Raw genomic sequence first — 16468 nt, forward strand, 5'->3', positions numbered from 1 at the left:
CTCAGGACTCACAATGCGTCAATTCGCTGAACGCGCTGCCTCGCGCATTGCCATCGCCACGTTACTCGCGCTTTCCGCCTTGCATCCGGCAATGGCGGAGGACATCGATCTGTACACTGGCTTGCAGCCCCAGTCCGGCAAGCCCAATGTGCTGATCCTGTTCGACAATGCATCGACCTGGGATGCGTCGGCCAGCTTCACCTGCTCCACATCGGGGGTTGTCTCCAGCAATAACGCAGGCAAGGATGTTGGTGCCGAGCAGTGCGCGCTCTACAACGCGGTGTCGTCGATCAAGACCAGCCCCACACTGCTGGGCAACCTCAATCTCGGCGTGATGATGTTCGGCGCCGGGGACAACGTCGGCGGCCGGTTCAGGTTCCCGTCAGCGGCACCCTACAAGTTGCCGCTGATGGACAACAGCGGGGTCGACAGCTTCCTTAGCTATGTGAAAACAATCGACCGTCAGGCCGACAACTCGAACAACTCGCAGGTTGGTGGCGGTATGCAGGAATCGTGGGCCTACTATGCCGGCCAGACTGGCTTGTCCGGCACCAAGTACACCTCACCGATCGACAACCCCTGTCAGCGCAATTTTGTCATCTATATCGCCAACGCCGTGAACAACGGCAAGCCGCAAGACACAGGCCAGAATGTCATCAATGCCCTGGCCGCCGCAGGCGCGACTGCAACTCAGCAACAGCAGATTGTCATTCCCGCACCCGACAACAAATACCAGAGCAACTGGGGCGACGAATGGGCTCGCTTCATGTACCAGACCGACGTCCAGGGCAACATGGCCAACCGTCAGAACATCGTGACCTACACGATCGCGGTGACCGATAGCAAAAATCCTGACTATGTCCAGCTCGCGAGCAGCATGGCGACCAATGGCGGCGGCAAGACATATGTGGTACAGCTCGGTGACGTCAATGGACTGACGTCGGCCTTGCTGCAAATCTTCAACGAGGTGCAGGCCATCAACAGCGTGTTTGCCTCGGTCAGCCTTCCGGCGTCCGTCAATGCCCAGGGTCAGTTCCTCAACCAGGTCTATGTGGGTATGTTCCGCCCGGATGCCACCGCGGCACCGCGGTGGCAAGGCAATCTCAAGCAGTATCAGATCGGCTATGACGCCAGCGGCAACATCGTGCTGCAGGATGCCAAGGGCAACGCTGCCATCAGCAACGCGGCGACGGGCTTCATTTCTCCGAACGCTGTCAGTTTCTGGACGACGGAGCCGCCGCTTTCCTTTGGCGCGACCGGCTATGGGGCCAGCGCGGTCAGTAGCTGGCCGGCCACGGGATACTGGAAGAACAGCCCGTCGAGTGTCGGATGGGGCCTTGATTCCCCCGATGGGGAGGTTGTGGAGAAGGGTGGTGCGGGCGAGATGCTGCGCGCACAGTTGCTGACCAGCCAGACCGGCCGGCAACTGATAACCTGCAACGGCGCGGGTAGTTGCCCAACTAGCGCGGCGATGCCGTCATTCGATAGTTCCAACACATGGCTGAAGGACACGAGTTCGACCGGCGGCCTTGCCGTCATCAACTCGGGGACCAGCGGCGCGGCCACCATCACCGCCACCGAATTGCCCAAGCTTATCGCCTGGGTACGCGGCCAGGACGTCGCCGCTTCGGATAACCTGGCCGGCACCGAAGCGGAGCCAGGTCCCGGCGCGCCGGTGACCGTGCGCAGTTCGATCCACGCAGACGTACTGCATTCCCGGCCGGCTGTCGTCAACTATGGCGGCAGCAAGGGAGTCGTGGTGTTCTATGGCACCAACGATGGCGTGTACCACGCGATCAACGGTAACCAGACGCAGGGCATCGGCGGTGTGAGGCCGGGCGGCGAGCTATGGGGCTTCATCGCACCGGAGTTCCTTGGCAAGCTCAGCCGCCTCTACACCAACTCTCCGGAGGTGAAGCTCTCGACCACGCCTGGCGGTATCACCCCAGCTCCGGCGCCGCGGGATTACTTCTTCGACGGAAGTACCACCGTGATGCAGGACTTGCGCGACGCGGCGAATCCTCGCGTGGTCATTTACCTGACGGCACGCCGCGGCGGGCGGCTGATCTATGCAATCGATGTGACCGATCCCGTCAATCCGCGCTTCCTGTGGAAACGCTCCAACGCTGATATCCCTGAACTCGGCCAGACTTGGTCCCAGCCGCGCATCATGCGCGTGCGCGGCTACGCCAACCCGTTGGTGGTGATGGGCGCGGGCTATGACTCGGCCGAGGATAGCGATCCGTCGCCGGGAGTCAATAGCATGGGGCGCGGCATCGTGGCATTCGATGCCGTCAGCGGCGCCGTTGTGTGGAGCGCGCTGCCCGACTGTAGCGGTATGAGCGGCACATGCCTGGCGGTTGCCGGCCTGACCCGGGCCATCCCGTCGGATGTCACGGGGCTTGACCGCAATGGCGACGGTTATATCGAACGCCTGTACGTTGGCGACGTCGGCGGCAATATCTGGAGAGCCGACTTTGAAACCACCGCGGGCAATGCGCCTGCCAACTGGACGCTTAACAAGCTCGCCGCACTCGGCGGTGGAGCTAACACAAATGACGCGCGCAAGTTCTTCTATGCACCCGACGTCATTTCCACTGCTACCTTCGATGCCATTACGGCCGGTACGGGTGACCGCGAGCATCCTCTGTACTCGGCCTCGACCACGCAGGGGACCGCCTACAACGTGGTCAATCGCCTCTACATGTTGAAGGACACCAACATACTCGGCATGCCGGCCACCTGGACACCCATCACAGAGGCTCTTCTCGTCAACAACACCAGCACCACGGCCAAATACGACGGCACTGGTTCGGGCTTCTACATTACGCTCACCAATCCCGGCGAGAAGGCAGTGAATGCGCCGCTCACCGTCGCCGGAAATACCATCATCGGCACAAATACGCCGGCAGTGCCCCAGGCGGGCATGTGCTACCCCAATCTTGGCATCGCCCGGAGTTATTCCTTCAGCTTCCTTACGGCATCAGGCCAAAACCCGCAACGTTCGATCATCCTGGATGGAGGCGGCTTTCCGCCTTCCCCGGTATTCGGCATGGTATCGATTGGCAGCGGCGCGACCGCTACCGTTGTGCCGGTTTTGCTCGGTGGTGGCAACCAGACCGGTGCCGGAGGAGGCGACGCTACTTCGGCACTGGGTGCTCAGAAGATCAAGATCGCGGGCGTTGGCAAGCGCAAACGCATCTACTGGTTTCCGGAGAGCGATAAGCACTAGAACCCTGCATCAAGCATTGGTTGAAAGCGGCGAGGCAAACGGCGCAAGCCCATCCGCCTCGCCAGCGACGAACGGCGGAAATGGCACTGATTTGCGGACGCTCGCGGGGCAACGACGAACGTCCACTCCCAACCCGAACCGTTCGGTCAGCCATCCCCTCGGATCGGATCAGGAGAGAACGTCCGGGACCCGCTCCATCAACTTGAGGATAGGTTTCGGCCCAGCCGTGCCGCCTCTATCGCGGCGATGTCGATCTTTTTCATGGTCATCATCGCGTCGAATGCGCGCTTGGCCGCCGCGCGATCGGGGTCGGATATCGCCGCGATGAGGGCGCGCGGGGTGATCTGCCATGACAATCCCCATCGGTCCTTGCACCAGCCGCATGCGCTTTCCTGGCCACCATTGCCGACGATCGCGTTCCACAAACGGTCGGTTTCGGCCTGGTCGTCCGTCGCGATCTGAAAAGAGAAGGCCTCGTTGTGCTTGAAATGCGGGCCGCCGTTCAGCCCGAGGCAGGGGATGCGAACGACGGTGAACTCAACCGTCAGGACATCGCCCTGCCTGCCGTCGGGATAGTCGCCCGGTGCGCGGAGGACGGCGCCGACAGAGCTGTCGGGGAATGTTTCGGCATAGAAGTTCGCGGCGTCAACGGCGCCGCCTTCGTACCACAAACAGATCGTGTTCTTGCTGGTCATTTCGTGTCTCCTGAGGAGTTGAGCACCGGCATTCGCCACCGTCAAGATAACGCCAATCGTCCACTTCGCGGGACCTTGCCTCACATCTGATGTCCCAAATGACCGCTGAGGGTTGCGACAAGAGCCGGCTGGCGAGCGGCTGACGGAGTTCTCTTTCCGGGCGTCCACAGCCGCTTGCGCGCGCCTTCCCTGGGGCATTCAGGCGACGACTACGCGCAGATAGCGGACCTCCGTGTGTGAATTTCTGTCGTGCGAAGGCGCGGTGGGCGGTTTGGATCACTTCGTGTCGCGCGCCCCCGAGGAACACGGTTTTGCTGCGGCGCCGGGTGACGCTCACGCTATGGCGGTTGAGCATGGCCAACGTCAATCAACACGTCATTGCGACCGCATGCGCTTTAGTTCATCGATGCGGAGATGATAACTTCGCAGTAGACAAACTTTATCGCCACACGCGTTGCGAGAATTGCGAAGCCATGCTCGTTGATCCTCTCGTAACCGTGCCTTGTTAACCGATGTTTTTATCTTTTGATCATAGATTTCTGCCAGTGTTTTATCGACACGGGTAAGTTCCGCATCCCCGCAAATAAGCTGCGCTTGAACAGATATGAGCTTGCTGCAATCAAAACTACGCATCAACGCATCCTTCGTCTCGTATTTAGTTTCCAGTTGCCCAGGCTTGCAAAGCCCTTGCAGCGACTTACAAGCGACGTCGCGCCCGACCCACGCCATGTCTCGCGCACCATATTGCTTAACGAAACGATTGATGCCTGCGTGGCTGACGCCCCTTTGCATTGCGTTTGCCGCGATTATTTCGTTGCAAAGCGAGTCCCCGGTGTAAGTTCGCCCATCGCGCCTGTAGCAACTGTGAAAACCGAGCAGCCCCGTACCAACAACACTTCGGCGTTCCCCTGAAGCGAACAAGACTGAAGCGCAAGCGGACGCGCACCTGGCATTATTTGGAACTGTTGTATAGACGCGTACTCTATCCATAGCATCGACGACTCGGAAAGCGGCCTCAACATTTCCTCCCGGACTATTTAAAACAAGGGTAACGAGTCCTTCGTCATCACGGTCAGCCATTTTTGCGGACGCCAGAAATTTCTTTGCATCGCCTTCCTGAATCCTCCCCTCCCCGATAACCATTTTCATCTTAATCTGTGGTTGGTAATAGATCCTGAAGTCCATCCCTGGCGCCACACCGGGAAACATAAGCACAGTGAAACAAAGCCCGGAAAGCAACCGTTGGATCAAGCTTTGCGCCGCCGCGTTCTTGGCTTTTGGGTGCTCATTGCTGCGCATACACTCCTCCTCGGAATGTGAAAAGCATAGCCTCGAATCTGTGATGAACGGTGTAATGACCCAGTGAAAATGTGCTCGGGGGGGTACCCTTGAAAGGAATTACATATGAGCATGTTGATGGACGACGATATCAGGCGCTGGACGGCCAGGCGCGAGGGCTTCGGTGATGGAGATACTCCAAGACAAGACGGCGGCGGCGGAGGCCACCGATCGTTCGATCTGGCGCACCCTCGGAGATCGAGGACTGGGTAAATGAAGCTGGTTTTTCGAGACTAATGGCGATGCCTCGGTCGAGCGGTGCCTCCGCAGACGAGGCAAATGACCGGCGGGCGGCGGCGTGCCAGAGCATTGGATGGCTGATCAGGCCGAGGGGAGGCTGTTGACAGGCTGCGGATAGCACGACTGTCTTCGGCCGGGCCAACGCCGGTCGCAGCGCCTCGTCCTCCAAAGCGGCCAGTCGTGCCGCACGTGCGTGTGCGTAACTGAGCCGGCAAGCTGGGAGATGACGCCGCATCCCCGCCTTGCATCCGAGTTCCACATGTCGTGGATGGCCTTCCAGGTCCCGGCGCGCGTCAAGGCAGATGTCGCCTCATTCATGCAGCCAAACGCTGTTTTTTGGCGCCTGGCTTGATACCGCTGGGCACGGCAATCTCGCGCTCCGGGTTGAGCGTGACCGTGCCGATTGGCGTCCAGTTTCGCGTGTGGCGTGACCAGCGACGTGGGTTGCGCTCGCGGGCCTCGGCATAGAGCACATGACGAGCGGCGAGAATCCTATCGTCGTGCCCGGCGTGGCGCTGTGCCGGGCTCACGTAGCGGATGCCGCTGTGCCGATGCTCGTGGTTGTACCAGTGCACGAAGTGCGCCGCCCAGGCGCGCGCCTTGCTCAGATCGGCGAAGCCGCTGGACGGGAACTCCGGCCGGTACTTGGCCGTGCGAAACAGGCTCTCCACAAAGGCGTTATCGTCGCTCACGCGTGGACGCGAATACGAGGGCTTGACACCCAACCAGTGCAACATCGCCAGCACCGTGGTGGCCTTGAGTGTGGCGCCGTTGTCCCCGTGCAGCACCGGCTTGGCCGCCATGGCGTGGATGCCCTCGGCCAGCGCCGTGCGCTTGACCAGATGCGCCGCGTGGTCGGCGTCGTCGCGGTCGTGGACTTCGAAGCCCACGATCTTGCGGTACACGTCCAGGATCAGGTACAGATAAAACCAGCGCCCGGTGATCTCGGCAGGCAGGTACGTCATGTCCCAGCACCATAGCTGGCGCGGTGCGGTAGCCACGTGCGTGGTGGGCGGGCGGCTTTGACGGGGCGCCTTGGCGCGGCCTCGATGCCGGCTCTGGCCATGCGCGCGCAGCACGCGGCCAAAGCTCGATTCGCTGGCCAGGTACACGCCTTCGTCGGCCAGCATGGGCACGATGCGCGCCGGCGGCATATCGGCGAAGCGCGGCTCGTTGGCCACGCGCAGGATCTGCTCGCGCTCAGCCTCGGTGAGGGCATGAGCGGGCATTGGCCGCACCGCCTGGGGCCTGCCGTCACCCGATATGAGACCTTGGCCGTCCGTCCAACGCTGCAGCGTGCGCGCGCTGATGCCAGCGGTCTCGCAGGCCGCGTGCAGCCTTGCCCCAGCAGCGTGCGCCACTTCGATGTCGCGGGCCAGAGTCTGGCGATCTTCGAGGCCGATCATTCGTCCTCGCCCTTGTTGAAGATCGCCGCGACTTTTTTTGAAAGTACCAGCAATGCAGCAGTCTCGGCCAACGCCTTCTCCTTGCGCCGCAACTCGCGTTCGAGCTCCTTGATGCGGCGGCGATCATGCTGGGTCTGCTTCGGACTGGCGCGCACCTCCTCCGGTTCAGCCAGCGCCTGCGTGGCGGCTTGGCGCCACTGTTCAAGCTGTTGGGGGTACACACCGTGCTCGCGACACCAAGCACTGCGCGCAGTCTCGTCCATGGCCGCCGTGGCGATTACAGCCTCCAGCCGGGCAGGCGCTGTCCATGCCCGCTCGCGAGCGGGCATGGACAGCGCATCCGCACGCCACCGCTCCAACGTGGCCACTGCCACACCCAGTTCCCTTGAAACCACTTCCACCGCCACACTCTCCGGCGGCAACAACCGCGCTACTGCACGGTCCTTAAACACTTGTCCGTATCGAGCCACTTCCATCTCTTATCGCCCCCAAGGTTCAGATTCTATCTGGGCGACATCTATTCTGACGCGGGGGGGTCCCGTCTTTCTGTTTCTTCCAGGCGGTCACATACTTTCCCTTCTCGCTGACCAGCTTGCCGTCGGGTTGCCGGCCAGCGGGGGAGGGAGCGAATGGCGGCTTCGGCCTGAGCGGGCATCCAGGCTCTGCCTGCGGAAGGTCCGGTAAGCCCATGAGCGGTCATCCAAGGGGGCTGGCTCTGGCCAAACTGAACAGCCTCGCCCTAGTCAAGCCGCAGTGGGATGTGGGTGCTTCGGCCCGCTGCGCTATGTGCCTGACGTGTCGCCGGCCTCGCTCAACTGGATGAGTAGCACGGCGTCGCGCTTGTCCAGCAGATGCTGGCGCAGGATCGCGGCAAGCCGCTTGCCATCGCGTGCCTCGAGCGCCGTCAGCATTTCCTCGTGGTCATGGATGGCGCTGTCCCATTTCGGCTTCTGATAGTTCGACCGGTAGCGCAGCGCCTGCAACCTCCGATTCACCGATAGATAGGTCTGACGCAGCGCGACATTCCGGGCCGCTTCGTTTATACGGTCATGAATCTGATGGTTGAAGCTGTAATAACCGGACAAATCGTCCTTGGCCCGGCATGCCAGCATCGCGTAGTGTAATGCCTTGATCTCCGCCAACTCGATGGCCGTGATGCGCTCGCAGGCCAGTTCCCCGGATAATGCTTCCAGACCGCTCATCAATTCGAACGTGTCCTGTATCTCCGTCGGCGACAGGCGCGATACCGTCGCGCCCCTGTTGGGCGTGCTTTCGATCAGCCCCTCCGCCGCCAGCACCTTCATGGCCTCGCGCAGGGGCGTGCGGGAGATGCCCAGCGTCTCGCACAACTCACGTTCGTTGAGTTTCGTACCCGCCTTCAAGACCCCCTCGACGATGAACGTCCGCAGATGATCCACCACCGTGTCATGCAAGCGCCGTCGCTCAACCTTGGGTAGCACGGATACGGAAGAATCCGTGCCGGTCAAAATAGAATTTTGCATTCAAATTCCAGAAAACGTTGCTGCATACATTTTAGCAGACACTTAACATTGCTCCAAAAAGGCGCAGAATCCCTTTCCTATGGGGTAAACACTGCGAAATTTTAGCAACATCCGCCCTGTCCCTATGTAGCTCTTCTGCTAGAGTATTTTGTATTCAAAACTCAACTGGAGGAGACCATGCAGAAACTCAACTTCCACCCAGCCGGCCGCCACTTCCTTCAAATCCCCGGGCCGAGCCCCGTTCCTGATCGCATCCTGCGAGCCATCAGCTATCCGACCATCGACCATCGCGGCCCCGAATTCGGGGTGCTTGGCCTCAAGGTGCTGGCCGGGATCCGGCAGATATTCAAGACTGAGCACCCGGTCGTGATCTATCCAGCTTCCGGGACAGGCGCATGGGAAGCCGCGCTGACCAACACGCTGAGTCCCGGCGACACGGTTTTGATGTTCGAGACGGGTCACTTCGCCACGCTCTGGAAGAAGATGGCCGAGAATCTTGGCATCCGGCCAGAGTTTCTCGGCTTGCCGGGCATTGAAGGCTGGCGCCGCGGCGTGCAGGCCGACATGATCGAGGCACGCTTGCGCACGGACTCCCAGCATGCCATCAAGGCGGTGTGCGTGGTGCATAACGAAACTTCGACCGGCGTTACCTCGGACATCGCGGCCGTGCGCAAGGCGATCGACGCCGCGCGGCACCCCGCGCTCCTGCTTGTCGACACGATTTCCGGCCTGGCGTCTGCTGATTACCGGCACGACGAATGGGGCGTGGATGTGACCGTTTCCGGCTCGCAGAAAGGGCTCATGCTGCCGCCGGGCATCAGTTTCAACGCGGTGTCTCCCAAGGCCATCGAAGCCGCCAGGACGGCAGGACTGCCGCGCAGCTTCTGGAGCTGGGACGAGATCATCGAGATGAACCGCACCGGCTACTGGCCCTATACCCCCAGCACAAATCTGCTCTATGGCCTGTCCGAGGCTCTCGACATGATCCTCGGCGAGGGGCTGGACAATGTGTTCGCGCGCCACCAGCGGCTGGCGGAGGCATGCCGCCGGGCAGTGCGCGCCTGGGGGCTGGAGATCCAGTGCGCCGACCCTTCCGCGTACAGCCCGGTTCTCACCGGCGTGATGATGCCCGAGGGGATCGATGCGGACGTTGTGCGCGGGAACATCTATGACCGCTTCAATATGTCGCTGGGCGCGGCGCTCGGCAAGATGAAAGGCCGCATGTTCCGCATCGGCCATCTCGGCGACTGCAACGACCTGACGCTGATGGCGACGCTCGCCGGCTGCGAAATGGGCTTGAAGATCTCGGGCGTGCCGGCCGCGGCAAGCGGGACATCCGCGGCGATGGACTACCTGGCCGCCCATGCCACGCCCTTGCCGCTCAAAGCCGCGGCCTGACGCCGTCCGACGCAACTGTAGTTCCGAAGCGAGGAATTCCGCGCGGCTGCGCCGCGGCGGCCAGCGCCTGGACTGGCCTCCAGCCTTGTGATGCCTGGGAGGGCATCGCGGCGGGAGCCAGTCCGTCACCGGTACGCGGTGGCGCCAATTCCCCGCACCGTACCGATCGCGTGAGGATCGGTGCAGCAGCACAGACATACCTGAGAAAAACTGAGGAGACGCTGTGGATACCACCCTGCAGGCCGGGACAAAAGTGAGGACGTTCGAGGACGCCGTTTATCGCAAGGTAAGCTGGCGGCTGATACCGTTCCTGATGCTGTGCTTCCTGATCGCTTATCTCGATCGTGTCAACGTTGGTTTCGCCAAGCTTCAGATGTCGCAGCAGTTGGGCTTCAGCGAAACTGTTTACGGCCTGGGCGCCGGCATCTTCTTCATCGGCTACTTCCTGTTCGAAGTGCCAAGCAACCTGGCCTTGCACCGGTTCGGCGCCAAGGTGTGGATCGGGCGCATCATGGTCACATGGGGTGTGCTCTCCGCGTGTTTCGTGTTCGTGGAGACGCCAACCGCCTTCTACACGCTGCGCTTTCTGCTCGGCCTGGCCGAAGCCGGCTTTACGCCAGGCATCGTGTACTACCTGTCCTGCTGGTATCCGGCACACCGGCGCGCCAAGATCATGGCGATCTACTGCATGGGCTCGCCGCTGTCCGGCATCATTGGTAACCCGTTGTCCGGCTTCCTGATGGGCAGCATGGGCGGCATCGCAGGCTGGGCCGGATGGCAATGGATGTTCTTCATCGAGGCCGTTCCCGCAGTCCTGCTGGGCCTCTTCTGCTTCTACTATCTGGACAACTCGATTGCCAAGGCCAAATGGCTGTCCAGCGAGGAGAAGCGCGTGCTGGAGTTGGCCAAGGCGGAGGACGTCAGGTCGGCGGACCCGCAGGCGCGCGTCGGCAACGTCTTCACCGACCCACGCGTCTGGCTCATCAGCCTGATTTGTTTCTGCTATGTCACCGGCCAGTACGGCATTACCCTGTGGCTGCCGACCTTCATCAAGTCCACAGGCGTCACCGACCCCATCCATATCGGCTTGCTGAGCGCGATTCCCTATGTGGCGGCGATTGTCACGATGTACTTCTTCGCAAAGAGCGCCGACAAGCATCGCGAACGGCGCTGGCACCTGATCGTGCCCTGCATGATGGGGGCGATCGGCTTCCTGGCGCTGCCCTGGGTCATGCACAGTACCGCGCTGTCGCTGGTGTTCCTGTCAATTGCCGCGGCCGGCATCCTGACCTGCACGCCGCTGTTCTGGTCGCTGCCGACTGCATTTCTGAGCGGTGCCGCGGCGGCCACGGCAATCGCCATGAGCAACTCGATCGGCAATCTCGCGGGCTTCACCAGCGGCTACATGATCGGCTATCTCAGGGACGTGACGCAGAGTGGCACTAGCGCCTATTACATGATCGCGGCAATGCTGATCATTGGCGCCTTTGCCATCTGGACCTTGCCTGCCAAGCTGGTCAACCGATAACAACGGGAAGCGGTGCGCCGGCGCCGCACCGCTTCCCCGCACCCCCAACGCCTCGGGCGCCCGTAGCGGGCGCATGGAAGACTCTCATGAACAGTGCATTCGAATCGAAAACGGACGGACGAGATACTCAAGCGCCGTTCAACCTGATGGAGGCCACCGTTGCCACCGCGCATGCCGCGATGCGTGACGGCCGGCTGACGGCACGGCAACTGGTGCGCGGCTACCTGGACCGGATCTCAGCCTACGATCAAAGCGGCCCCCGCATCAACAGCATCCTCCGGCTCAACCCGGAGGCGCTGGCAGAGGCAGAACGCATGGACGCCTGGGCCGCCGGGAAGCCGGCGCAGGCCCTGGCTCCTCTCCACGGCATCCCGGTGCTGATCAAGGACAATATCGAATGCGGTGGCATCGAAACCACCGCAGGCTCGCCTTGCCTTAGGGGCAATATGGCCACGCAGGATGCCTTTATTGTCCAGCGGCTGCGCCGGGCAGGCGCCATCGTCCTGGCAAAAACCAACCTGCACGAGCTTGCCTCCGGGGGGGAGACCGTCAGTACGGAGCTTGGCCAGACCTTGAACCCATATGACCTGACGCGAACGCCCGGCGGCTCCAGCGGGGGCACCGGCGCCGGCATCGCAGCCAACTTCGGCTTGCTTGGGATCGGAACTGATGGGGTCAACTCGATCAGGTCGCCGGCCTCGGCTAACAATCTCGTCGGCCTGCGCCCAACCATGGGCCTTGTCAGCCGAACGGGGCTCGTTCCCTGCGGTCTGACGCAGGACACCATCGGGCCGATCACACGGACCGTTGCGGATGCCGCTGCGCTGCTCGACGCAATTGCCGGGCACGACCCGGCCGATCCTGTCTCAAGCCAAGGGGCCTCCCACATCCCCGCGAGCTATACGGCCTTTCTCGATCCCGACGGGCTCAAGGGGGCGCGCATCGGCGTACTGCGCCATTTCTTCGGCGATGGGCCAGAGCATCGGCCCGTCAACGCCGTCATGCAGCAAGCACTGGCCGTCATCGAAACACAGGGCGCGGAACTGGTCGCGGTGGATGACGCCATCAGCCCTGATGAACTCCTGGCGTCTACGCTCGTGCATCACTACGAGATGGAGCACGACCTCGATGCCTACCTGGCCCGGCTCGCACCGGGCGTGGGGGTGCGGTCGCTGAAAGACATCATCGCATCAGGGCAAGTGCACGCAAGCGTCGCGGGAACGCTGACCACGGCAGCGGCGCTCGCGGGCAAGGACGCGGAATACCGCGAGCGCTTGCAACGCCAGCAGGCATTGCGCCAGCGGCTACTGGATCTGATGGAAGCGCAGCGGATCGACGTGCTGGCCTTTCCGCATCAGCGCCGCCTGGTGGCGCCGATCGGCGAGCCCCAAGCCGATCGCAACGGCGTACTCGCATCTGCCACCGGCTTCCCGGCGATCGTGATTCCAGCGGGGTTTTCCGCCGCGGATCGCAATGCGCCGCAGGGCGTGCCGGTTGGATTGGAGCTCTTCGGCCGTCCGTTTTCGGAGCCCGTGCTGATAAGGCTGGCCTATGCGGCCGAGCAGGCTCTGCGCGCGCGCCGGGCGCCGCACGCGGCACCGGCGCTCGAATAGGCGAGTATCGGAACGAATCTTCATTGCTGCTCTACAAACGCCAGCCGATCCAGGCGGCGAGAAGTTTGCGGATACACCGTGACGACCTCAAACGAGGAGGAGACAAAGATGGGCGCAGAAGTGGTAGTTCAATCGTCGAGTTCCCCACAGCAGCACGAGCTCGACCGGGCAATGGATGGCATCGGCGTGACGGCTTCGCACAAGAAGATCATCTTCATGATCATGCTGGGTGTGATGTTCGACGTCTTCGAGCAGAATGCGGTTGGCCTGGTTGGCCCCATGCTGCGGGAGCAATGGGGCATCTCAGTGGCGCAGATCGGTTTTCTGAACACACTGACCTTCAGCGCCGCCGCGCTCGGACGCATCGGATCGGGCTATATCGCGGATCGCTACGGCCGGCGCACCATGCTGAGCGCAAACCTGCTGCTGTTCACGCTGGGCGCCATCATCTGCGCGCTGGCGCCGAACTATGCGGTGTTGGCTGCGGGCCGCTTTATCGTCGGCATCGGCCTGGGCGGGGAGATATCCATTGCTGTGACGATGCTGGCCGAGTTGTGCTCGACCCGCTTCCGGGGTACGGCGGTAGGCATGGTTAGCGTGGGCAGCGGTGGTCTTGGCAATATGCTGGCGCCCGCCTTTGGCCTGGCCGTGTTCGCCATGTTCCCGGGACCGGACAACTGGCGCTGGCTGTTCGCCTGCCTGGTTGTCCCCGCGTTCTTTGTCGTGTTCTATCGACGTTTTATTCCGGAGACACCGCGGTTCCTGTTGTCCAAGGGACGGGTAGACGAGGCCAACCGCGTGCTGTCGATCCTGGCGTCGGGCCGGCTGGGCAAGCTCGCCGGCGAGCCGACGCCGTACATCAAGGCATCGATGCAGGATGAGGCGCCGCGCGCCAAGGTGCGGCTGAGCGACGTATTCAAAGGCCGTCTGGGCCGACGCACGATCGCGCTCGGGATTGCGGTTTCCATGACATACGGGGCGCAGATTTCCGTGCTGACGCTGATGCCGACGATTCTGATGTCACAGGGCTACACCATCTCCAAGAGCTTGCTCTTCACCATGGTGATGCAGAGCGGCAGCCTGTTCGGCGCGCTCGCGGCTTCGTACTGCGGCTATCACATACCGCGCAAGCGCGTACTGACGGTAGGCGCCGGGCTGGCTTGCACGGCCGGACTATGCTTCGGCTTCCTGACGTATAACGTCGCCCTGGTACTGCTGTTCGGCGCGGCCTTTACGTTCTGTGTCGTGTTGCTCAACACCTCGATCTGGATCTTCGCGCCGGAACAATATCCCACGCACGTTCGCGCGTTCGGCACTTCCCTGATCCTGGCGCTCGGCACGCTGGCCGGGGCACTGACACCGCTGATCAGCGGCCGCGTGTTCGAAACCTACGGCGTCGGCGGCATGTTCAGCATGCTGGCAGCGATGTACGCTGTCTTCGCACTGAGTGTCCAGTTTGCGCCGGAAACCTTCGGCCGTGCCATGGGCGAGACAGCCGCCGACGACGAAGCCGAACTCGCGGTCGCTGGTGGTGCGACCAGCGCAAGCGGCTCCTGATCGGCGCATCGCGATGAACCACATCTTGCTGATCAATCCGAATACGTCGCAGTCGACCACGCAGATGATGGTTGACATCGCGCGTGCCACACTTGCCGGCGGCCTGGAGATCCGCGGCCTGACGATGGCATGCGGTGTGCCGATGATCGTCGACGAGGCAGATCTGCGCGCCGCCGCGGACGCGGTCGGCGCCATGGATCTGCCCGGCGCCGGTCCGGAGCGCTCAGGCGTGCGCGCTGTCATCGTCGCCGCTTTCGGCGATCCCGGCGCGGACGCGCTTCGGCGCAGGCTAGCCGTGCCGGTGGTGGGGATCGGCGAAGCCGCCATGCGAGAAGCAGCGCAGCATGGGCGTCGATTCGGTATCGCCACGACGACGCCGTTCCTGGCGTCCTCGATTGAAGCCAATGTACGGCGCTACGGACTCGATGCCAGCTTCACGGGTGTGCGTTTCACCCGCGGCGACCCTCGCATGCTTGGCCTTGACGCGGCGGCGCTGGAAGCCGCACTGGCAGAAGCGGTCCGGGCCTGCGTGGAAGCTGACGGAGCACAAGCGGTGGTGATAGGAGGTGGCCCGCTGGGCCAGGCGGCCCAGGCCTTGAGCGCGCGTTTTTCCATTCCCGTGATCGGTCCGGTGCCAGCAGCGTGCCGCAGCCTGCTGCGTGCGCTTGCCGCGAGCGAGTCGCGGAGTAATTTAAATCCTTCATTCAAGGACTTGCCCGAAGCATGACATCAACCAACATCGATACGGTCGCGCAGGCCCTGCTTTGCGCACGGCGCGAGCACCGTTGCGCCGACGCGGAGCGCTTCGCCACGGCGCTTGACAATCCGGAGCAGGCCTACGCCGTGCAGTCGGTCGTGGCTCGCTCGCTTGGCTGGCAAAAGACAGGCGCCGGGTACTGGAAATCCGGCGGGCCTTCACGCGAGGCGCAACTGACACACGCCGAACTTCCGTCCGCCGGGGTGTGGACCAGCCCCGCGCATGCCGGCGACTGGCCCTTCACGTGGCGCGGCATTGAGGCCGAGATCGCGCTGCGGCTCAGGCGCGGGGTGGACGCCGCGCAGGCGGCCGCCCTCGATGGTCCGGGCGCGGCCGCGCTGATCGACGCGATGGCGGTCTCGATTGAGGTCGTCGACTCGCGCTGGCAGCAGTACGTCGCCGCGCCTGCGCTACTGAAGCTGGCTGACCTGCAGGCTCACGGGGCGCTTGTGCTTGGCGAGTGGCGTGACTATGAAGCGCGAGACTGGGCGGCACAGCGTTGCCGGGTGCAGATTGGAATGGAATCGATCGAGCGCCGCGGCACCCATGCCCTGGGCGATCCGGCCTACGGACTGGTGGCCTGGCTGCGCCACGCCACGCGCGCGGGCCGAAGCGTGGAAGCCGGCACCGTCGTCACCACTGGCACCTGGGTCGGAATTCTGGCGGCGTCGGCTGGCGACCTTGTGACAGCGGAATTCGAAGGCATTGGCCGGGCCTCGATCCAGTTCTGAGGATGGCGCTGATCGCCGGCGAACTTTCTCATTTGCAGAGTAGTGACCGGCCGCTACGGTCAGATAGTGTTGAAAAACTCGTCTGTGGGACGGATGTCGTGTAGATTTTTTTGTTGGGGGACGGCCCTCAACCGATCGACGATCGTTCACTACAGGCCGTTCTGAGAGGCCGAGTTTCGATCGTCCCGGTCGGAGCACCTGTCATATTGAGCTTTTCAACACTATCGCCGATGAGGGGGCGATCGCCAATCTCGACTTGCATGACCGCTTGAATCCGCACGTGGAAGCTGCCGTTAAGGCCACGCCGGGTCGAAGGGCAGAAGTGGGTCGATCAGGGACGACCGAGCCTGGCGGCTGGCATCCGACCGAGATCGGCAAACAGCGCACCGGATAGAAAGCTTCCCCAAGGTAGAAGCGATAGGTCCAATCGCAGACGGGATCTCGCCGTCGACGTGGATGATGTCGATCGCG

11 protein-coding genes are annotated in these 16468 nt (G+C 62.5%); 7 read left to right on the forward strand and 4 right to left on the reverse strand.

Annotated elements, in window-relative coordinates; all coding sequences use genetic code 11:
• Window positions 1-13 precede the first annotated feature (13 nt).
• Entirely contained in the window at window positions 14-3232 is a 3219-nt protein-coding gene (locus tag ACZY0R_RS10820) for a pilus assembly protein (RefSeq protein WP_488858350.1), read from the forward strand.
• A 197-nt stretch (window positions 3233-3429) separates the two neighbouring features.
• On the opposite strand, the gene ACZY0R_RS10825 is transcribed toward ACZY0R_RS10820, so the two are convergent.
• The 4 genes from ACZY0R_RS10825 to ACZY0R_RS10840 form a co-directional block, all read right to left on the reverse strand.
• Window positions 3430-3927 (reverse strand): VOC family protein, encoded by a 498-nt coding sequence (locus ACZY0R_RS10825; RefSeq protein WP_488858351.1) that lies wholly within the window; start codon window positions 3925-3927, stop codon window positions 3430-3432.
• A 375-nt stretch (window positions 3928-4302) separates the two neighbouring features.
• Window positions 4303-5226, reverse strand: coding sequence for a lysozyme inhibitor LprI family protein (locus tag ACZY0R_RS10830; RefSeq protein WP_488858352.1), 924 nt, complete (start codon window positions 5224-5226; stop codon window positions 4303-4305).
• Between the two features lie 593 nt (window positions 5227-5819).
• A protein-coding gene (locus tag ACZY0R_RS10835; protein ID WP_488859636.1) for an IS3 family transposase occupies window positions 5820-7381 on the reverse strand; the annotation gives its coding sequence in 2 pieces (ribosomal slippage) (window positions 5820-6943 and window positions 6943-7381; 1563 coding nt in all).
• 312 nt (window positions 7382-7693) lie between these two features.
• Complete coding sequence (locus tag ACZY0R_RS10840; protein WP_488858353.1) at window positions 7694-8413, reverse strand: GntR family transcriptional regulator; 720 nt, start codon at window positions 8411-8413, stop codon at window positions 7694-7696.
• Window positions 8414-8590: 177 nt separating this feature from the next.
• Here ACZY0R_RS10840 and ACZY0R_RS10845 point away from each other — a divergent pair, with 177 nt between their 5' ends.
• The 6 genes from ACZY0R_RS10845 (at window position 8591) to ACZY0R_RS10870 (ending at window position 15997) form a co-directional block, all read left to right on the forward strand.
• The gene (locus ACZY0R_RS10845) at window positions 8591-9811 is read left to right on the forward strand and encodes a pyridoxal-phosphate-dependent aminotransferase family protein (protein WP_488858355.1); all 1221 of its coding nucleotides are present in this window, start codon (window positions 8591-8593) and stop codon (window positions 9809-9811) included.
• A 223-nt stretch (window positions 9812-10034) separates the two neighbouring features.
• Entirely contained in the window at window positions 10035-11339 is a 1305-nt protein-coding gene (locus ACZY0R_RS10850) for an MFS transporter (protein ID WP_045240300.1), read from the forward strand.
• A gap of 86 nt (window positions 11340-11425) precedes the next feature.
• Entirely contained in the window at window positions 11426-12952 is a 1527-nt protein-coding gene (locus tag ACZY0R_RS10855; protein ID WP_488858356.1) for an amidase family protein, read from the forward strand.
• A gap of 108 nt (window positions 12953-13060) precedes the next feature.
• Window positions 13061-14509, forward strand: coding sequence for an MFS transporter (locus ACZY0R_RS10860; RefSeq protein WP_447431828.1), 1449 nt, complete (start codon window positions 13061-13063; stop codon window positions 14507-14509).
• 13 nt (window positions 14510-14522) lie between these two features.
• A complete protein-coding gene (locus ACZY0R_RS10865) occupies window positions 14523-15236 on the forward strand; it encodes an aspartate/glutamate racemase family protein (RefSeq protein ID WP_488858357.1) in 714 nt (237 codons plus the stop codon).
• On the forward strand, window positions 15233-15997 hold the full coding sequence (locus ACZY0R_RS10870; RefSeq protein WP_488858358.1) for a fumarylacetoacetate hydrolase family protein: 765 nt from the start codon (window positions 15233-15235) through the stop codon (window positions 15995-15997). Before ACZY0R_RS10865 ends, ACZY0R_RS10870 begins: the two co-directional genes overlap by 4 nt.
• Window positions 15998-16468 lie beyond the last annotated feature (471 nt).

The organism is Cupriavidus sp. F041, from assembly GCF_057814235.1.